The organism is Gordonia sp. 'Campus' (assembly GCF_022206305.1).
Classification (GTDB): Bacteria; Actinomycetota; Actinomycetes; order Mycobacteriales; family Mycobacteriaceae; genus Gordonia.
This window is the reverse complement of sequence record NZ_JAKOIW010000023.1, coordinates 33027-51261: the sequence shown is the minus strand read 5'-3', so window position 1 is coordinate 51261 and position 18235 is coordinate 33027. Positions and strand designations below refer to the sequence as shown.

Sequence of the window (18235 nt, the reverse complement as noted above, 5' to 3'; positions counted from 1 at the left end):
CATGTCGCCCTATGATGCGGTGCGCCGCACCGAATCCGCCGATACCGACGGCGCTACCCAGATCATGGTGTGCCGCAGCCGGGCCAGCGTGCACGCCGTGCTCGGCGCCCACGCACCCGGGCAGGTGACGGTCCTCTCCGCGCGCAGTGACATCACGGCACCGCGCACGTGGTGGCCGCTGATCGAACAGTGCTGGGACGAACGTCTCGCCGCGGTCACCGCCGACCACCTGACTCGCGACCTGCCCGCGAACCTGCGCCTGGTCACCCCCGAGGCCACCACCTTGCTCGCCGGGGCGCTGCACGCGGCAAGCCTGGTGAATTGGCCGATCGTCACCCTGACTCACCTCCTCGACGCCGGGGCTGTGCCCACGATCGTGGAGCTGCTGGCCGGGGCAGGGGAGAACGACTTCGCCCTCGACGTCGCCAGTGTCGCCGGACCCACCGCCCCCGAGGCCGAACTCGTCGCCCAGGCCGCCGCGCTGGCCGCCCGTCACCTCGAGTACGCCCGCCACCTGATCACCGGGCCACCGGGGCTCACGCCCCGTGTCCGGGTACCGGCGCTGGCCGGCCATCAGGCACCGACAGTCTGTGTCCACGACGACCAGTCACCGGTGGCCGGGTTGATCATCGCCCGGTTGCGCCATGTGGCGCTGAGCGATCCCACTCTGACCTACGCCGAGGAGGACGCGGCATGAGCACCGGCAAAGCCGCCAACGGCACCACCGAGACTCAGTTGCGTATCGCTGGGGCGGTGGTGGTCCTGATCGTGGCGACCTGCTTGGCGATGGCGGTGGCCTCGACCCTCGGCGTGCCGCGATGGGTCGTGATCGCCGTCGCCGTCGGCATCACAGCAGTGGTGGCCACCGCGATCGTCGCCACGCGACGGTGGTGGGGCCAGACCGCGGCGATGCGCGCCCTACGCAACACCACGCACCTGGGCGATGTGACCGGCAAAGGCGCGTTAGCCAAGGGCGCAGAACTGCGAGGCATCGACACCGACAGCGACGACGGCCGAACCACACTCGCCTCGATGGACGTGCGCGATGTGGCCATGTGCATCGGCCGCGTCGGCAAGAACCTGATCTTCAAAACGCTCGAAGACTTCACCCTCATCATCATGGGTCCACGCTCGAACAAGACCAGCTCCCAAGCCATTCCGCGCATCTTGTCCGCACTGGGTTCGGTGGTGGCGACCTCGAACAAACCCGACGTGTGGATCCTGACCGCCCACCTGCGCGGGCTGCTTGGCCCGGTCTACACCTACGACCCCGCCCAGATCGCGTTCGTCGAACAGACGTGGTGGTGGAACATCCTCGGCGACGTCCGCAAGTACTCCGACGCCCGCCGCATCGCGACCCACTTCATGGCCGCGACCGGCAAGAACAACAGCGAATCGGGCAACTCCGGATTCTTCAACTCATCCTCAAAGCAGTTGCTGGCGCGGATGATCCTGGCGGCCGCAGTGTCGGGAAACACCATGCGCGAGGTCATCACCTGGGTCGACACCCAATCCCACGAACCTGTCGACCTACTCGCCAAGCACGGGCACCAACGGATCGCGCTAAGCCTGGAAAGCCAATTGGAGCTCGTGCCGGAAACCCTGTCCGGCGTCGTCGGCGGGGCCTCGGCAGCGTTGGAGTGCCTGCAAGACGAAGACGCCTTGCGCTGGATCACCCCGCCCGACAGCTGGGATGAGCCACCGGCCGAGCCGATCGAGGAACTAGACCTGTGGACGTTGTTCACCGCCCGCCCCGGACACAGCCCCACTCTGTACCTGATGACCCGCGACGACCAGGACAACGCCGATCCGGTCACCGCAGCGATCGTCGACCAGGTGTTCAAGCTGTCCAACCTCGCCGCATCCGCCCACGGCGGACGGCTCGACCCGCCGCTGACCATGGTCCTCGACGAAGCCGCCAACATCTGCCGGATCGAAAACCTGCCGGCGCTGGCCTCGTTCGCCGGCAGCCAAGCCGTCATCGTCGACGTCATCTTGCAGTCCTACCAGCAGGGCATGGGCGTGTGGGGGCGGGAGAAGATGGGCGCGATGTGGGGGGCCTCGACGTGCCGCATCATCGGCGCCGGCCTGCAAGACCGCGACGACGCCAGGATGGTCTCGGACCTCATCGGCACCCACGAGGTGTGGAAAGACAGCTACACCTACAGCTCCGGCTCCCGCAGCCGCTCCCGCAGCCTCGTCCGCGAACCGATCATGCCGCTGGAAGAGGTTGCCGCCCTTGACCGCAACAACGCACTACTCATCCGGCAAGGGTCGCGTCCGATCCTCATGGACTTGATGCCGTGGTATCGCGAAGACACCGAGGCCGCCGACATCAAGACCTACGCGAAAACCGCGACGGCACAGGTGCGGCGCAGTGCGGTGGCAGCGCTGGAAGACAACGCTCTCGGACGCCACCTCCGCGACCTCGACGAACCTGCCCCGGCCGCCGCACACACCACGAGGGCGTGAGCGGCGTGGACCTGGCCAGCGAGGTCGAAGCTCTCCGACAACGCCTGGACGCGCTCACCGACAACGTCACCCGGCACGGCGACGCGCTCACCGCACTCGAAGACGAGTGGAGCTCCACCGCAGCCGACACCCTCGACACCGTCAGCGCGGCGACCGACACCACCGCCGAGGACAGCGACAGTGCCAGTGAGGACACCGAGCCGCACGGAGCCGAACCCGACATGGCGGTACTGCGGGAATGGGTGCGCGACAACGTCAGCGCGTGGTGCGAGCGTCGGGTGAAAACCAAACCTGCCGGACCCGGCGTCCGATGGTGCGCGCGATGGGATCTACACCCCGAAGCCATTACCCGCCTCTGGGGACTGCGCGCCCTCCAACTGGAAGCCGCCCAGGAAGGTCCTGGCGCCGTCCTGATCTATTTGCGCGAGCACTTCGACCACCACCTGGCCATCCTCACCAGCGAAGAGGGGCCGTTTCACCGCTGCATTCCCAAGCACGTCCCCTTCCACGACCCCGACCATCACGGCTACCTGCCGACCGGAACGACCAACCCGCCGGCGGCGGTCCTCAACCTCCCGACCCCCTAAACCCGTTGCCCCTCAGGACACTCCCAACGCACCACCTGGGGAGCAACGACGTGGTGGCCGGGACCCCGACCTCCCCAGCTCGGGGCCCCGGCCACCGCACCCCTGCTTTACCCACTCCACGACGGGAGCAACAGATGAATCACCTCATGACGGTCCGTTCAACAGCCCTGGCGGTGGTCGCGGCCATCTGCACAGGGGTCACCCTCACCGGGTGCGTGACCGACGACGTGTCGACGTCGCGGGCGTGGGTAGCTGCACCCGCCGCCTACAAAGCGGCGATCGCCGCCGCGATCGACGCCCACGGTTGCCCCGAGGTTTCCAAAGACCTCGTCGCAGCCCAGTTTCAGTACGAATCAGGATTCCGCGCTGACGTGACCAGCCCGGCCGGAGCGATAGGGCCAGCCCAGATCCTGCCGAACACACTCGAACGCTACCGGGCCCGGACGGGGGCCACCGACCCCACCAATCCAGCCGATGCCGCGGCGATCGTCGTGGCCGTGGACTGCGATCACGCCGCGCAGCTGCGCGGCCGCAGCATCGCCGTGACGGACGAGACGATCAGCAAAGTGTGGATGGGCGGGATGAACGTCGTCGGTCACGCATTCCCTGGGGTCGATAGGTACGCGAGGGAGATCGCCCATGCCGCGGCACCGGAATAGGTTCGAGCACACCAACGCCGGCGACTCGTATGCCCGCCGCATCACCGTGGCGACGGTCGGGATGGTGAGCGCCGCAGCACTCGTCACCGCAGGCGTGCTCACCGCAGTCTCCGACGACGCAGAACGCCCCCTCGTGACGGTCGACAGCGAACAGCGCAGCACGGAGTGCCGGGTGGGTCCGGGCCCGGTCGGACACGTGATAGTCGCGCCGGACGGATTCGGCGGCGCCTACAGCTACTGCGAACAGCTGCTACCTGACGGGTCCGGACGGACCTACCAGTAGTCGCGCCCGCGGTGACCTCGTGGTCTGACAAGAGGAGCCACAGTGTGAAGAGAGGAACAACATCATGACCATGTCTCCACGAGAGCGGGTGCGCCGCACTGTCGCTGGCGTCCTGATTGCGGGCGCGGTCGCAACCGGTGCAGGGGTCGCCACCGCGGGGCCGGCGGCGGCCGCGGTGAGTCCGATCGGCGTTGTCGACGGACATCGCGCGTTCGCGGTCGGCCCGCACGGCAGCGCCGCGCAATGTGCGCCCACCGCCAACCGGCTCACCAGCTTCGGCGCCAAGAAGTTCGGGCCACGGTTCGGTACCTGCTACCGCAGCGGTAGCGGCCAATGGTGGGCCATCAGCCCCTGGTCCGCGTAACGTCCAGAACCGCGTCGATCTACGCGAACAGACGCAGAGCAACAACGAACGAGTGAGGGGTGGGTCGGCATTGTCCGACCCACCCCTCACTCGTCGTTGCGTCTCTGCCTGCTCACCCCAACTTGGGAGCGCTCAGATGGGGCTGCCGAGCACTGCCCAGGTGTTGTAGGTGGTGTGGGCGATGACCGCGGTCCACACGGTGCGGGTGAGGACTGTGACGCCGACGAAGACAAGTCCCATGACGAAGGCGGGCGCCACGTTCCACATCCCGTAGTCGCTGTGGGACAGGGCAAACACTGTTGTCCAGCCGACCGATCCGACTGCCCACAGCATCCACGCGAGGCGACTGTGGGCGAGGGCGCTGACGCGCAGCAGCAGGTAGGCAGCCAGGACGGGGGAACGGAACACGAGTTCTTCGGACAGGCCGTTCTCGACCATCTGCACCAACCACACAAAGGGCGTCGAGTGACCGGCATAGATGTCGTAGCGGTCGTCGATGAGACCTTCGGCCCGCGGGAACAGCGACGCCATGAGTTGGGCGGTGACCCACGCCAGCACGGCGGCGGCCACACCACCGGCGGCCACGACGGTGGCGCCGATCAGGCGTCCCCGGGACCACACCCAGCTCTTGTCGCCCAGCACCGGGCCGACCCCGATCAACGACAGATTGTCACGGGTTTGAGACAGCACCGTGCGCCCATCAATGATGAACGCGACGCCCACCAGTGCGAACAGTACGACCATCGCGCCGAGCAGACCGTACGACATCGACTCCTGCACCGATGCTTTCAAGCCCAGACCGGCGAAGATCGCGACGGGCGATACCCACACCCAGCGCGCGAGGACACCGAACCCGCCCAGGGCGGGGCGGTGATCGTCGGTCGCGGCGGTCACCGCATCGGTCACTGAGTTCGACCGCGGGTGCGTGTCTGTGTGTTGGTGCGCGCAGCCGAGGCCGCGCGGGGTGCGCTGGCGCGGCCGCGTGACCGGTTCGCCGCCGTGGGTCCGGCGCCCCGGGTCAAAGGCGCCGCCGCCGCTTTCTGGCTGGCGGCTTGTTCGGCGCGGTCGCCCTCAGCGTCGGCGGCCAGGTCGCGCTCGTCGGCCGCCATGGCTTCGTGCGTGTCTGCATCACCACGTTCAACGGCGGGATCAACCTGCTCGTCGGCGACCGGGCCTCCCACCACCGCAAGCTCTGCGTCGGTGACCCGCTGAGCCGCGTGTGCCACTGCTTCCTCTTCGCGCACCGCTGTGTCGTCGTGAGTGTCGGCCAGATCGGTATGAGTGGCCGCGCGGGCAGCGTGGTCGTGCCAGCGGTCCTCAGAATCGGCCGCCGGGGTGAGAATGCCCGGGTACTTCTCAGCCAGCGCCCGATCAAACTCGGTGTCGATCTGCCCGACGAGTCGGCTGGCGCGTGCCCTATCGGTGGGCGTGTCCTCGGCAGCGGCGAGCCATTCGGTGGCGGCTTCGCGGCGGGCCTGATCCTCGTCGGTGGGGGCGGTATGCCCCTGGGCGGCCTTGCGTAGCTGCCAGGCGACCAGACCAGCCGGGCTACGCACTTTGCGATCGAACGTGAGGCCGGCAGCTGCATCGGCGAGCAGTGCGGGGTCAACGCCCTCGCGCACCAGATCACGGAACTGACGTTCCGCGGTGGCCCATCGGGCGTCGTCGAACACACTCTGCGGGACACGGTCTCCGAGGCGTTCGCGAAGAGTCGGCGCGGTGAGCTCGTCGATGCTGATGGCCGCGCGGTCCTCCTCAGGCTGCTGTGCTCCCGCGTCCTCGCCGGCCGCGGCCGCGGGCACGTCCTCGGTGCGGTCGGCGGCGATGTCGCGGGCGGTTTGGCGAAGATCCGAGAGTGCATCGTGGCTCGGATTGGCAGCCAACCACTCCCGGATGTGCGCCGCGGTGGCAGGGCTGCCCGCCGCGACCGTGACCGTGCGGTCACCCAGGGTGGCTTGCACAACCTCGGCGCCGTCACCGAGACCGGCGTAGGCCATCACCATCCCCGAATCGCCGACACGGTCGATGCCCACGTTGCCCTCGGCCACGCGCTGGTTCCACTCCTGGGCCTGGATGGGCGTCAGCTCGTCGATCGCGGCGGCGTCGGCGGCGAGGTGGATGCGGGCAGCTTCGTCGGCGTCGTTCCATGCGGCCCGGCCGTGGCGTTCGCGCGCGCTCCGCAGCGCACCGGCGGCTGTCCGCGCGAACATCGCGTAGGTGAGCAGTTGTTCACGGGGCAACCCGAGGGAGGGAACGTCGCTCTGGCGGCCCAACTCATCGAACGTGGAGCGCTCTGTACTCATAGCCGTGGTCCCTTCTTCGGTGACTGATCGCCGGCCGACGGCAGACGGCGGGGCCGCGGCGGCTCTGGGTGGCCACGCTCGGTGCGTGGCCGCACCGCAGTGGTGGTGCGTTGCGGTGTGGGTTGGGGTGCGGCGGCCGCGGGAGCGGCAGGCCGAGACACGGGGGTCAGTCGGGCGCCGGTGGTGCGGGCTGCGGTCGCGGCGTGGAGCTCGCCGCGTTGCTGATGCCAGGCCGCTACCTCAACCATCAGCTGTGCCAGTGCGACTGCGAGTTCGACGCTGGCCGCGCTCGCTGAGCCCTTCTCGGTGACGACCCGCAACGCCAGCAGATCCCGGGCGGCGGCGTTGAGCGCATCGGCGGCCGGGTTCACCGGCACCGAGGCGGGGGAGGGCCGAGTAGTGCGCGCGGCGGTGGCGCTGCGGTGCGAGGACCACACCGCCTGCGTGCGCGGGGCGTGCGCCGGGGGTGCGGTGCCGTCGGTGACACGGGAGTAGGCGGTGATCATGCGGTGCGCGGCCACAGCGATGTCGCGGCCATGGGCCGGGTGCTCGGCGTGGGCGAGCGCGGTGTGCGCGCGCTGCACTGCCGCGCGGGCGCGGTCGAACGCGCCCGCGGTCAGGTCGATGGTGACCTTCGCGGGCCGCTCGGCGACCGTCCCGCCGTGTCGCTGCCACTCGGCGGACAGCTTCGGCCACGACAAGTCGCGCGAGAGTTTGGAGCCGCCGTAGAAGATCGGTGCTTCGGTCTCGGCACTGACATCGCCGCGCAGTGCCACCGCGTACCCGTCGATCGCGCCGTCACGGTCGTGGTGCAGATGCACCAGCAACCCACGCTCGCGCAGCCCGGCCAGGAAGGCTTCACCGTCACCGGCGACCGCTGCGGTGTCGGCGACGGCCTGGCGTAGCTGCCCGCGGATCGTCTCGGCCGGATCGGTGCGGGTGGCTGCGGGCATGCCCGACTCGCGGCGGCGTTGGGTCTTCTCATGCTCACCTCGGGTCGCCTCCCGAGCGGCGCTGCGGTCGTTCTGCGCTGTCGTTGTCAGCCCGAGGCGGTCCTCCCACTCCCGCATCACCGAGCGCACGGCGTGGAAGTCGTTACGCGGGTGCAGCCGCCGGCCAGTGTCCTGGCGGACCAGGACCGCGGCGATGTGGATGTGATCGTTCCCTGCCTCCGACAGTCCGTGATGCACCGCCACCCACCGGCACCCGCCGGGGTCGTCGACTCCGGCGATGCCGGTCCGGTCCATGACATCGCGGGCGATCTGCGCCCACGTCTCGTGTGACAGCGGCCCATGCGCGGCGACGTCCTCGGCCGAAATCGCGATCGACGCGTGCCACACGTAGCCGTGCTTGGTGTAGAACGGTTCGCCCTCGGCGGGCTGCCGGGTCGGCAACCCTGCCGCGGCCGCCGGAGCCTGCACATGCTCGCGCAGCGCGGCCAGCCCGGCCGGGTCGAAATCGAAGTCGCCGGCACCGATCTTGCCCGGCTGCAACGCGCCGGGGTCGTTGTGCCACGCGGCGATGACCGTCGGGTTGGTGTGCTCATTGGCCCGGCCCGGCCCCATCAGATAACTGATCAGATGCGGCGCGTCCCAGCCGCGACCAATCTTGTCGATCACCGCAACCTCCGCAGCAAACCCATCAGTTCGGTGTCGAGCTTGTCGTTGGTGCGGCGCACATAGTCGAGTACCGCCGCCGACTCCGGGGCCAGCTCACCGGTCGAGTTGGCGTGGCGCGCCACGTCGTTGAGATTGCCGGCCACATTGCCCAACAGCCGCCGCAAGTGACGCACATCGTCAAGGAGTTCCTGGGCCTCGGACACACTCAGCCCGACCGGGGCGCTCGCGCCATCCGGGGCGGTGTCGTCTCCGGCGACGGAGCTGCGCGCGACCAACGACCGCGCATCACGCACTGCGGCCGAGGCGACGTAGGCGCCGAAGCGCAGCCCCATCATTCCCGCGGCCACCTCGATCACCGCGCGTTCCTCTCCGTCGAAGTAGACCTTGCGCGGCTGCCTGCGCCCACTGGGCACGTGCGGACGATGCCCTCGCGCAGCCGCTCCCGCCACCGCCCTCACCCCTCCCATGTCCGGGCGTCGCCGCCCGACCGGACACCACCCGCGCCCGCCGCAACCGGACGCGACACCACCGAGTGTCGCCACCGCCCGCGGCCAGCGCAAGCCAAAACCGGCCGGTTTTGGAATATCTTGCTCCCGCGAATTCCGGTAGGTAGTCCTCCTACGGAAGGGCGGGAGTTCTGTCGCAAGCGCTGGGGACAACGGACGGTCAGGCCGTGGGTCGCGACGCCTACCCCGGCTCGCCGCGCCGCCCGAGGTGCTTGATTTAGAACCATTAGATACATTAGAAACAATGTAGCGGGTTGCCACCCGCTCCGACACACCGAGCAGAGGGGAGTGGCCAGCAGATGGCTTCCAAGACAACCGCGGCGCAGGAGGCACTGGACGCCTACCGCCGCGAACTTCTGTCCGACAGCGTCGAGACACGCATCGCCGAACTGTCCGGGGTGGTCGCCACCTACGAGGCGACCTGCCGCGACCGCGACCGCCAGGCCAAGGCGCTCACCGCCCGGTCGTGGTGGACCGACGCGAACTCGCTACGCGACACCTTCGACCGGATGCAAGCGCTCGCGCAGCAGCAGTGGGCCGACGAGGACGCCGTGCTCGCCGCGTTCGAGGCGGCCAAGGCAGCCGGCGCGAAACCCTCGGTGCTGGCCAGCATCGGCCTGCGCCCCGACGCCGCTCTGACCGCCGCCCGCGCGCGACACTCCGCATCGACCGCCACCGAGGACGACAAAGCATCAACAGACGACCAACCGTCGGCACCCACCGACACCACACCCGCACCCACGCCGCCCGCCGACGCACCGCTGGACCGCACCGCATGAATCGCGTCAGGGCCGCCGCCGCAGAGGCGGTGCGCACGATCACGACATCAGAGGTCTCCGCACTCGCGGGCCGCGTGCTCCTCGGCGTGGTGCTGCTGTCGATATGGAATGCCGGTCTCGGCGGTGCGCTGTGGGACTACGTGCAGGACCGTGAGGTGTTCGTCCGACTCGTCGCGGCGGTCGGCACTGTCCTTCTCGCCGTGAGTGTCGGACTGCGCGTCCTGTCTGTGGTCCCGGGTGCGTCCCGGTGCTTTGCGGGTGCGTCCCGGTGCTTCCCTGTGCCTGTCGACACCGGAGTCGCCGTCGCCGTTGCAGGCGGCGCTTGGTCGAGCGAGTGGCAGCGCCGTGCGCGCCACGAGGCCGCCCACACCGTGGCCGCTCTCGCTCTCGGCGCCACCGTCCACTCCGTCGACATCCGTACCCGTAGCAACTCCACCGGCGGCGTCACCGAGACCATCGTCCCCGACCTCAGCTACGGCGACCGGCAATGGCTCCGACTGGTCATATCGGTGGCGCCCTACACCGCCGACGTCGACGCCCACCGCGAACTGTCCACCGCCGGCACCGAACTGGATCTCGTCGACGCCCGGGGTCGGGCCTTGACGCTGCTCGCACTCGACCACCACCCCAAGGGGGTCGATGCGGACTTATCCAGCGATGGTCTCCTGGTCGCCGCGATCGCCCGCGCCCGCGACATCCTCGACGCCCACCGCAACGAGCTCGACGCAATCACGGCAGCCCTCCTCGAGCACACCGCGCTCGACGCCGCCGCGCTCGACGAGCTGTGGCCGCACCACCTCGCACCGGCGACCGATGCCGGCGGTGTGCGCGTGACTGTGCACCACACGCAAGGGGAGGACCGATGACCAGCCCGCACGACCGCGACGGCCGGTTCTACGGCTACAACCAAGACCCCTACAACCGCGACCCGCACCGCGACCCCTACACCGGCGAACAGATCGAGCCGACCCGACCGTTCAGCAGTAGCGACACCACCAGTCCGCACGAACCCACCCCTATCGCCCGGGCGCAACCGTTCCTCGACGACCGCAGCTCCACCCGCACACCGCGGCTGCGCGAGGTCTCGGCGACCATGTACCGCTACATCGGTGGCGTCGCCGTGAGCGCTGTGATCGCCGGCCTTGGCGCATGGTTGGTCACGACGGTGGCGGTCTGGATTGTCGGCGCGGTCGGCGACTTCTACGTCCGGGAACCGGGCGCACCCACCGCCGACACGGTCGACGTCGGCGCAGCGGTGTGGCTGGCGGTAGCCGCCACACTCGTAGCCGGCGCACTCGCCTGGGTCATGACCCTCGTGCTGCCCATGCCGATGGTGTTCTTCCGCATCGCGGCACTACTTGCCGGCCTGCTCGTCACCGCCCGAATCATCGTCAGTGACGCGCCCGTGCAGCAATGCATTCCCGCCATCGCCGCGGTCGCACTGGTGGGGGTTGTTGTCCTCGGACTCGTTGCGAGGATGGGCGAGACCATCGCCCACGACCGCAAGGAGCCCACATGAGCGAGCACCACCCTGAGCGCAGCGAGTGGACGAGGGAACGGCAGTCGTTCTCCTGTACCGACGACATCTGGAACGCCGCGAAACACGCCTGGGCCGACCAGCTCGACGAGCACCCGGCGTGGACCGACTGGCTCGAAACCGCGATCGCCGAAGCCGTCGACACCACCCGCGCGCTCCACGGCGGGCAGCTCGCGAGCGCACCGGCGCGCATCCCTCCCGGTCGCCGCGACGGCACCACCGCCGGACCGCCCCGGCGTCGGCGGTCCTTCACCTGCCAACCCCATATCTGGGCGGGTGCCCGCGACGCGTGGTGGACCGAACGCCGCACCTACCCACAACTGAGCGACTGGATGCAGGCCGCGATCGCCACCAAAGCCGGACTCGTAAAACCCATCACGGAAGGACCTCGCCATGAAACGCACTAAGACCGCGCCACCACCGGCGCCCGAACCGTGGAACCCCGACCAGTGGCCCGACCCCGAGCCTGACCAACCGGTTGCGACCGACCCGGCACCGACAGAGGCAGCACCGGCGGTGGACAACGGTCACCTACCTCATGCGCACCTCGACGAGCCTGGTGCGCACCTCGACGAGGTCGACGACTTCGTGCCTCCCCACTTCGGCACCGTTCCTGCGGCGACTCCACCGGCGACCCGACCCACCGCGGTACGCGATGCCGACCGGGGCCCCGATCGCGGGCGGTCACGCGCATTGCGGCGTGGTGCGATCCTCCTGGGCGCGGTCGTCGCCGCGGCCGTGGTGATCGGTACTGGTCTCGTGCTGGTCCTGCCCGGCACCGACCAGCCCGCGCCACGCGATCCCGTGCAGGCACTGACGTCGACGGCGCAGCAGCCGACCAACGGTGCGGCCGCAGCCGATGCCGACTGCCCCTCGACGGTGCGCGGCAACGTCACCACCGGCCGCGACCGCGGCGACCAATCCTCCGGCGTCGGCGTAGTCAAAGCATTTGACTACGCCTACTACGTGCGTCGCGACGCCGTGGCCGCGCGAGCGTTGGGCACACCCGCGGCCCGGATGGGCAGCGCGCAACAGATGCAGCCCTTCATCGACAAACGCATACCCGGAACCCGCCACTGTCTGTCGATCACCGACGAAGGCAAAGGCCTCTACACCGTCGAACTCACCGAGACCGCACCGGGAGGAGGTGCCCCGACCGTCTTCCGCAAGCGTGTGCAAACCACGACCGCCGACGGAAAGAGCTGGATCGTCTCTATCGAGGCGATCACCTAACAACGAATCACCTGGACTGCCACCTCAGCAGCCCACCAACACAACCGAAAGGACCGTGAGCCAGTCATGCCGTCTACTCACAGCCCCACCGCCCGCCACCGCGCCAACCCCGAACACTCGCGCCGCCACCACCACCTCACCGCCGCCGTGCTCGCGGCCGCGGTGACCGCAGGGCTCGGACTGTCCGCCGCGCCCGCGCTGGCCACTCCCGACCAAGGCGGAGTGACACCGGCCCCGCCGAGTCAGGGTGGGGTCACCGACACCCCGACTCCTGACGACCAAGGCGGAGTTACCACACCTCCGCCCGCGCCGGCCACCCCGCCGGGCCGCGGGTTCATCCCGCCGCCACCGCAGGAAGCGCCGTACCAGCCCTACGTCGAACCGCAGACCTACAACGAACCGACCTATGAGCGGCCGTACACCCCGGCACCACCGCGCGCCTACACCGCGCCGAAGCCGACGCCGCCGGTGAAGCCGATCGCACCCCCGCCCGAGATGATGCGGGTGGGCAACTACGTGGTGCCCGTCACCGACGTCAAGAAGCAGGTCCCCGGTATCACCCAGGAACAAATCAACTCGATCAACGCCTGGTCGGCCTACGGCGAAGCGAAGATCGCTCAGGGCTTGATCAGCGTGGGTGTCCCCGAAGATGAGGCGTCGCGCCAAGCCGCGGCGACGATCATCGGCGTGATGGGCGGCGGCACCGCCGGTGCGCTCGCCCTCGGCGTTCCCGCCGCGGTCACCGGCGGAGTCGGGGGCGCCCTGATCGGTGGTGTCACCGGCGCGATCATCGGCTCGACGTTCGTTGTGCCCTTCCCCGGTGCCCACACCGGGACTGGCGCGCTCATCGGCGCTGGCGCGGGTGCGGCGATCGGTGCTGCCGCTCTGGGAATCCCGGCCGCAGTCGTCGGCGGCATCGCCGGCGGCACCCTCGGCGGTTTCCTGGCGCACGCTCTCGGCGCCGGGGACCCGGGCGCGAACCCGGCCCGGCCGCGGCTCCCCGGCCAGCCCGAACCCCGGCCGCGCACCGCTCCGCAGCAGGCACCGACCGGACCGAACCAGTTCGAGGTGCACTTGCCCGCACCCGAGGCAGCACGCGCCGGGTTGCCGGCCGTGGACTATCAGGTCAACGTCCGCGGTGACGTGTCGGCCTCGGTCGACGTGGCCGGTCAGACGATCCGGGCGGGGTGGTCCGGCGAACAAGCTCAGGCCCCCTATGCAGTCCTGGGCGCAGCCGCACCGCAGGCGCAAAAGGCAGTCCGTGAGGTCACCAAGGACGTCACCGACCAACTGAGCAAAGCCGTCCCCGGGCTGACCGTGAGTTGGCCCCACGCCCCCGCACCCGCCGGGCGGTAACCGATCCGGTGAGCGGGTGGGAGGCCGTCACGAGGGGTGCGGCCTCCCACCCGGCAAGCCAGTGCAAGTGTCAGCGGGACGTGATAGGCACGGACCAACCACAAACAGCCAACCCGCAGAGGCGCGGAGACCTTTCGAGCATGAGGAAGCAGGACCACATCATGGACACTGGCGTCATCGCGATCCTCTGCCTGCTCGTCGTGGGCGTCTTCTTCGGGCTGCTGGCCCTGCTCATCGGCTACCTCACCGACCCACCCCGACCGGCACGCTGGATACCCAACCCCTACCCCGGCCGCTCGCCCTACTACGACCCGGGCCGCACCTGGACACCACTGGTCCAGCGCGCCCTCCTCGTCGGCGTCGCCACCACGTTCTGCCTACTACCCGGGCTCATGCTCCTGGGCTTCGGCGCATCAGCGAACACCGCCGGCCGCAGCCGTAGCCGCAACTGAGGGTTGGGATGGCCACAGAACTCTTCGCCTGGCTCGGACTGAGCCCGACACAAGGACGAGTGGGCGTTGTCGCACTCGTCCTCATCGCCGTGTGGGTCGGATGTGAAGCGTTGCACCGCAACGCGAGCATCAATGTGTCCACCCAGATCCGGACACTCACCGCCTATCTCGCTGGCGGCGCCGCCCTGCTGTTCGCGGGCCTCGTCCTAATCTGACCCGCGCACCCGGCGGTGGGCGATTAGCGCGAGGACTTCGGCGACTTCCTCATTCTCGGTGAACTCACCGCGCGCCGAGCGAGTCAGAAATTCGATGTCGTCACGTTGCGGGTCCCAGCCCTCGAGGACGTTGTTGTCGATCGCCTGCACCACTCCACGGACCTGGCGGTCGGTGAGACCCGAGAACAACTCCGGCCAACGGCCGATCCATCGTGACTCAGTCATCGCCACATCATTACCCCGTCAGTCGGGGAGTTCCCCGACGTCGAAAGAGTGCGGCCACTGGGAGAACCCGCCCGATGGAGAGGGAGTCCATGTGTAGGCCGGGGACAGTCGGTAGGTCCACACCCGATTCTGGTGGGTGATGTCGGCGTAGGTGACGCCGTTGACGGTGCGGCGACGAATGCGTCCGCCGTCGACGCGCCACCGGGAAAACGCGGCCAACCGCGGCGGCGCCTCATCGGCTTCCATGGTCAGCGGGAAATCAGTGAACGTGCCCTTCTCGCACTCGTAGTGGCCACGGTCGTGGTCGTGGACGGTGACGTTCATGGCTTCATCCTTCCCCGGGGTCCGAGAGGTCGTGGCGCAGGCGCTGCATGGTTCAGAACAGGGCGATTTGGTCGCGGGCGGCGAGGTCTGCGGCGCGCTGATGGGCTTGCGCGACGGCGAGTTTGACCGTGGCCTCGGGCAGCGCGAGGTCGTGGGCGATGTCGGCCCAGCTACGGCCGTGCTCGCGCATAGTGGCGGCGAGGTCCTGGATCTCGCGGTCCTGGACGTCGGGATCGTCGTCGGTCATGGCGGGCGGTCCAATCGGCTCAGATGCGGGCGAGGGTGTCGCGGATGGCCAGCCACCGGGTTTCGGCGGTCTGCTGGTGGCCGGTGAGGGCGGCCCAGTGGCCGGCGAGTTCAGCGGTGGGGCGCTCGGCGGTCACTTGGGTCATACGGGCTAGTAGTGCGCGGTAGCCGCGGCGGTACCAGCCGTCGACGAGGGCAGCGGCCAGATAGGGCAGATCGGCACTGTCGGCGACGGGGCGGCCGTGTCGCGGGGAGGCGATTTCGAGCATGACGCTGCGAGTGCGGGTGGTCAGTCCTCGATCGGCAAAACGCGCATTGACCAGAACGGGTGTGGCGGGGCTGCCTTCGTCGAGCAACGTCACCACGGTGTCAAACACGTCCTGATGCACGGCGCTGAGGAAGATCACGCTACCGGCGGCAAGCACGGTGCTGAGGGTGCCGGCGTCGCGGTCGGCGCGGGACCCGATCAGCGCCTCGACGACCTGGCGGGCCCGGGCCGGCGGTGCCCACAACAACGCGGTGAGCATGTCCAGCTCTAGGGCGAGGGTGTTGTCGAACTCGGCGGTGTCTTCACCGGCGGCTCCGGTGAGGGTGAGGTCATCACCGCTGGCAACGGTTTCCAGTTCGGGCAGCGGTTCGATCGCGGTGGCCGGCGGCTGCGGCAAGTCGCGGTGTGCGACGTCGGGATTCTCGGCCATGACGATCACCTGCTGTCTCCTTGTTTGTATCGGCGGCGGGTTAGGCGACGTCGCTGCGGACGCCGGTGAGGTCTTCGTGTGCCCACTGTTCGCATTGGGCGGCCTGTTCGGCGAGCTCGTCGCCGGTGTGGGGATCGCCGTCTGCGTAGGCCAGTTCAGATTTGGCCCAGTAGGTCACGGCGCGTGCTGCGTAGTCGGTGGTTGCCATCGTCATCGTGTCCGGTGGGGGTAGTGGGGATGGGTGAGGGTGTCGACGAATGCATCCCAACCGCCGGTGTAGTTGCCGGCGATCAGGGCCCGGACCTCGGGGTCGGTCAGGTCGGTGCAGTCGGCGGGGAGTTGGTCGGTGCAGTCAGCGATCCAGGCGCGGGCTTCGTCGTACAGCTCGGCCTCGGCCACTTCGAGGTGGTGCAGTGTGGTGGTCATCGTCGATCTCCTCCTCGCCTCAGGCGGCCTGTGTGCTGAGCGCTTTGATGTGATCGGGACGAAACCCCGACCAGTGGGTGTCGCCGGCGACAACGACGGGGGCTTGCAGGTAGCCCAGGCTCATCACGTAGTCACGCGCGGCCTCGTCGGTGCTGATGTCGACCACCCGGTAGTCGAGCCCCTGCTTGTCGAGGGCTTTGTAGGTGGCGTTGCACTGCACGCACGCGGGCTTGGTGTAGACGGTGATCGTGGTGTTCTCGCTCATGGTGTCGGCCCTTCTCTGGTGTCGTCGCGAGTGCTGGTCTGTACGTCGATTGTACCGCGTATTCTATTGTCGCGCAAGCATTTACGCTGCTCACAGTTCGTTTTCAGGGTGTCTGGTGGTGGTGCTTTTCCTGATATCTGCCGCCCATACGCCCGGCCGGGGGGTGTCAATGGAGTGCAGGGAAGAAGTCGCCGCGATATAAGCGGCGCCGAGCGGGAGCGAGGCAGAGCGCGTGGCGAGTTGTTGCCGAAATGGATTTGACGCGGTCCGGTTGGGCGCCATGACAATTCGGCAGGCCAGGCAAAGCCCCGGGCGGTGAGCGCCGATACTCGCCGGGCCGTCAGTCAGCGCGTGCGTCTGAAATGCGTTCCAGGAGAGGGGAGAGGGTAGGGGTGTGCACATCGGGGGGGTTCACACCCCCACCCTTTCCGTCCTGTGAGGTGCGGTCGTCGTGAGGTTGTGTGGCAACGCCCGGTAGGACCGCCCGGTCACGGTAACAAAGAGTGAGTTTGCTGTCCGCCTTCGACAATGTCGGGTGTGCCGCTCGCGAGGGTGGGCACGCTGGGTGCCGGGCGTGGCGCGCAGCGCCTGCGGTGCTTCGGGTTCGATGCCCGAAGCACCGGACCCGCCCCGCCTGCGCGGGGTGGGTCCGGGCTCGGCGGTCAGACCGCTTCGGCGGTGTCGGCGGTCTCGCTCTGGGGGCGGTGGCCCTGGATCTCGGGGTAGGGCACGGTGTGGCGGATCATGCGGCCGCCGAACGGTGCCGGCGTTTCGACGCTGACGGTCTTCTTGTTGGTGCGCAGCACGGGCGTCCAACCGTGGTGACGGATCTTGACCAGGTCACCGGCGGTGATGGTGTCGGGGCTGTAGTCGCCGGTCTTGCTGTCGGCGATCTGGGCGGTGCGGATGCCCTGCCAGTAGGTGATGTTCGCGGCGCGTTCGGCCATGCGGGCGATGATGCGTTCGCGGTACTCGCCGGTCGCGGCGGTGGTCTTCTCGGTGTGCTTCATCCCTCGGGCGTCGGTGAACAGGGTTCGGGTGTGTCCGTCGCGGGCGCGTTGATCGGCGCGCTGCTCTGCTTCGAGTTTCTGGATCCGGTTCGCCACGGTCACCGGGCTGTAGCGGAGTTCAGTCGTCCGGGCGGCGGATTCGGCGCGGTTAGCGGCGTGGTCAGCGTCTCGGTCGGCGGCCACGGCTTTACCGAGGGCGTTGTGCGCGCGGTCGATCGCGCGGCGGTGCCGGCCTTCGCTGTGATGTCCGACCTTGACCGGCTCGCCGCCTGGGGGGAGTGCTGCGGCGGCCCGATGCTCGGCGTTCCATGCGGCCTCGGCCTCGGCGGCGCGACGGTCGGCCTTGTTCTCGAGTGCGGCCACCCGGTCGGCTTGGCGGTCGGCGCGGTCGGCTTCGGCCTGGGCGGGGTCGCGGTGGGTGCGGTCGATCTCGACGGTGACGGTGTGGCCGGCCTCTTCGAGGGCGCGGGCGGCGCGGGTGATCTTGTGCTCGTTGGGCTGGCGGTCACGGCTGGACTGGATCCCCATCATGCCGAGCAAACGAAACCAGCGAAACCCGTTCGCGCGCAGTATTTCGTAGGTGCCGTCTCCTCGGATCATGCCGTCGGCGAGGGTGCCGTCAGCGGCGGTGTGGGTGATGTCGATCGTGGTCATGGTGTGCCTTCCCGGGCTGTGT

General features: G+C 69.0%; 26 protein-coding genes. 14 read left to right on the top strand and 12 right to left on the bottom strand.

Annotation, left to right across the window (positions count from 1 at the left end):
- Position 1 precedes the first annotated feature (1 nt).
- The 6 genes from MAY35_RS20340 to MAY35_RS20315 all read left to right on the top strand — a co-directional run bounded on the left by MAY35_RS20340 (position 2) and on the right by MAY35_RS20315 (position 4365).
- Positions 2-697: a hypothetical protein gene (locus MAY35_RS20340; RefSeq protein ID WP_238423100.1), complete on the top strand. Its 696-nt coding sequence runs from the start codon at positions 2-4 to the stop codon at positions 695-697.
- Positions 694-2472 (top strand): type IV secretory system conjugative DNA transfer family protein, encoded by a 1779-nt coding sequence (locus tag MAY35_RS20335; protein WP_238423099.1) that lies wholly within the window; start codon positions 694-696, stop codon positions 2470-2472. Before MAY35_RS20340 ends, MAY35_RS20335 begins: the two co-directional genes overlap by 4 nt.
- Positions 2469-3059 carry a DUF4913 domain-containing protein gene (locus MAY35_RS23395; protein WP_238423098.1) on the top strand — a complete coding sequence of 197 codons (591 nt, stop codon included), beginning with the start codon at positions 2469-2471 and terminating at the stop codon, positions 3057-3059. The genes MAY35_RS20335 and MAY35_RS23395 overlap by 4 nt, the downstream gene beginning before the upstream one ends.
- Before the next feature lie 215 nt (positions 3060-3274).
- Positions 3275-3718 (top strand): transglycosylase SLT domain-containing protein, encoded by a 444-nt coding sequence (locus MAY35_RS20325; protein WP_238423097.1) that lies wholly within the window; start codon positions 3275-3277, stop codon positions 3716-3718.
- Positions 3699-4001, top strand: a complete 303-nt coding sequence (locus MAY35_RS20320) for a hypothetical protein (RefSeq protein ID WP_238423096.1) — start codon at positions 3699-3701, stop codon at positions 3999-4001. Before MAY35_RS20325 ends, MAY35_RS20320 begins: the two co-directional genes overlap by 20 nt.
- 70 nt (positions 4002-4071) lie before the next feature.
- Positions 4072-4365, top strand: coding sequence for a hypothetical protein (locus MAY35_RS20315; protein ID WP_238423095.1), 294 nt, complete (start codon positions 4072-4074; stop codon positions 4363-4365).
- A 132-nt stretch (positions 4366-4497) separates the two neighbouring features.
- Here MAY35_RS20315 and MAY35_RS23390 read toward each other — a convergent pair whose 3' ends face one another.
- Genes MAY35_RS23390 through MAY35_RS20295 form a run of 4 tightly spaced genes read right to left on the bottom strand, consistent with a single transcriptional unit; the run spans position 4498 to position 8700 of the window.
- Positions 4498-5271, bottom strand: a complete 774-nt coding sequence (locus MAY35_RS23390) for a CPBP family intramembrane glutamic endopeptidase (RefSeq protein WP_238423094.1) — start codon at positions 5269-5271, stop codon at positions 4498-4500.
- Positions 5268-6668 carry a hypothetical protein gene (locus tag MAY35_RS20305; protein ID WP_238423093.1) on the bottom strand — a complete coding sequence of 467 codons (1401 nt, stop codon included), beginning with the start codon at positions 6666-6668 and terminating at the stop codon, positions 5268-5270. The genes MAY35_RS23390 and MAY35_RS20305 overlap by 4 nt, the downstream gene beginning before the upstream one ends.
- Positions 6665-8287 (bottom strand): relaxase/mobilization nuclease domain-containing protein, encoded by a 1623-nt coding sequence (locus MAY35_RS20300; protein ID WP_238423092.1) that lies wholly within the window; start codon positions 8285-8287, stop codon positions 6665-6667. The genes MAY35_RS20305 and MAY35_RS20300 overlap by 4 nt, the downstream gene beginning before the upstream one ends.
- Complete coding sequence (locus MAY35_RS20295) at positions 8284-8700, bottom strand: hypothetical protein (protein WP_238423091.1); 417 nt, start codon at positions 8698-8700, stop codon at positions 8284-8286. The genes MAY35_RS20300 and MAY35_RS20295 overlap by 4 nt, the downstream gene beginning before the upstream one ends.
- Before the next feature lie 392 nt (positions 8701-9092).
- Here MAY35_RS20295 and MAY35_RS20290 point away from each other — a divergent pair, with 392 nt between their 5' ends.
- The 8 genes from MAY35_RS20290 to MAY35_RS20255 all read left to right on the top strand — a co-directional run bounded on the left by MAY35_RS20290 (position 9093) and on the right by MAY35_RS20255 (position 14365).
- Entirely contained in the window at positions 9093-9572 is a 480-nt protein-coding gene (locus tag MAY35_RS20290; protein WP_238423090.1) for a hypothetical protein, read from the top strand.
- Positions 9569-10438, top strand: a complete 870-nt coding sequence (locus MAY35_RS20285; RefSeq protein WP_238423089.1) for a hypothetical protein — start codon at positions 9569-9571, stop codon at positions 10436-10438. The genes MAY35_RS20290 and MAY35_RS20285 overlap by 4 nt, the downstream gene beginning before the upstream one ends.
- Positions 10435-11091 (top strand): hypothetical protein, encoded by a 657-nt coding sequence (locus MAY35_RS20280; protein WP_238423088.1) that lies wholly within the window; start codon positions 10435-10437, stop codon positions 11089-11091. Before MAY35_RS20285 ends, MAY35_RS20280 begins: the two co-directional genes overlap by 4 nt.
- Entirely contained in the window at positions 11088-11516 is a 429-nt protein-coding gene (locus MAY35_RS20275; protein ID WP_238423087.1) for a hypothetical protein, read from the top strand. Before MAY35_RS20280 ends, MAY35_RS20275 begins: the two co-directional genes overlap by 4 nt.
- Complete coding sequence (locus tag MAY35_RS20270) at positions 11503-12342, top strand: hypothetical protein (protein ID WP_238423086.1); 840 nt, start codon at positions 11503-11505, stop codon at positions 12340-12342. Before MAY35_RS20275 ends, MAY35_RS20270 begins: the two co-directional genes overlap by 14 nt.
- Before the next feature lie 66 nt (positions 12343-12408).
- On the top strand, positions 12409-13698 hold the full coding sequence (locus MAY35_RS20265) for a hypothetical protein (protein WP_238423085.1): 1290 nt from the start codon (positions 12409-12411) through the stop codon (positions 13696-13698).
- Positions 13699-13838: 140 nt separating this feature from the next.
- On the top strand, positions 13839-14150 hold the full coding sequence (locus tag MAY35_RS20260) for a hypothetical protein (protein ID WP_238423084.1): 312 nt from the start codon (positions 13839-13841) through the stop codon (positions 14148-14150).
- Between the two features lie 8 nt (positions 14151-14158).
- Entirely contained in the window at positions 14159-14365 is a 207-nt protein-coding gene (locus MAY35_RS20255; RefSeq protein ID WP_238423083.1) for a hypothetical protein, read from the top strand.
- On the opposite strand, the gene MAY35_RS20250 is transcribed toward MAY35_RS20255, so the two are convergent.
- The 8 genes from MAY35_RS20250 to MAY35_RS20215 form a co-directional block, all read right to left on the bottom strand.
- Positions 14357-14590, bottom strand: coding sequence for a hypothetical protein (locus MAY35_RS20250; RefSeq protein WP_238423082.1), 234 nt, complete (start codon positions 14588-14590; stop codon positions 14357-14359). The two genes, MAY35_RS20255 and MAY35_RS20250, sit on opposite strands and share 9 nt — an antisense overlap.
- An 18-nt stretch (positions 14591-14608) precedes the next feature.
- Entirely contained in the window at positions 14609-14914 is a 306-nt protein-coding gene (locus MAY35_RS20245; protein ID WP_238423081.1) for a hypothetical protein, read from the bottom strand.
- Between the two features lie 52 nt (positions 14915-14966).
- A complete protein-coding gene (locus MAY35_RS20240; RefSeq protein ID WP_238423080.1) occupies positions 14967-15161 on the bottom strand; it encodes a hypothetical protein in 195 nt (64 codons plus the stop codon).
- A 19-nt stretch (positions 15162-15180) separates the two neighbouring features.
- Entirely contained in the window at positions 15181-15867 is a 687-nt protein-coding gene (locus MAY35_RS20235) for a hypothetical protein (RefSeq protein WP_238423079.1), read from the bottom strand.
- 31 nt (positions 15868-15898) lie between these two features.
- A complete protein-coding gene (locus MAY35_RS20230; protein WP_197505617.1) occupies positions 15899-16066 on the bottom strand; it encodes a hypothetical protein in 168 nt (55 codons plus the stop codon).
- Between the two features lie 2 nt (positions 16067-16068).
- Positions 16069-16284 (bottom strand): hypothetical protein, encoded by a 216-nt coding sequence (locus tag MAY35_RS20225; protein ID WP_238423078.1) that lies wholly within the window; start codon positions 16282-16284, stop codon positions 16069-16071.
- A 19-nt stretch (positions 16285-16303) separates the two neighbouring features.
- The gene (gene nrdH / locus MAY35_RS20220; protein WP_238423077.1) at positions 16304-16549 is read right to left on the bottom strand and encodes a glutaredoxin-like protein NrdH; all 246 of its coding nucleotides are present in this window, start codon (positions 16547-16549) and stop codon (positions 16304-16306) included.
- 662 nt (positions 16550-17211) lie between these two features.
- Complete coding sequence (locus MAY35_RS20215) at positions 17212-18213, bottom strand: DUF3560 domain-containing protein (RefSeq protein ID WP_238423076.1); 1002 nt, start codon at positions 18211-18213, stop codon at positions 17212-17214.
- Positions 18214-18235 lie beyond the last annotated feature (22 nt).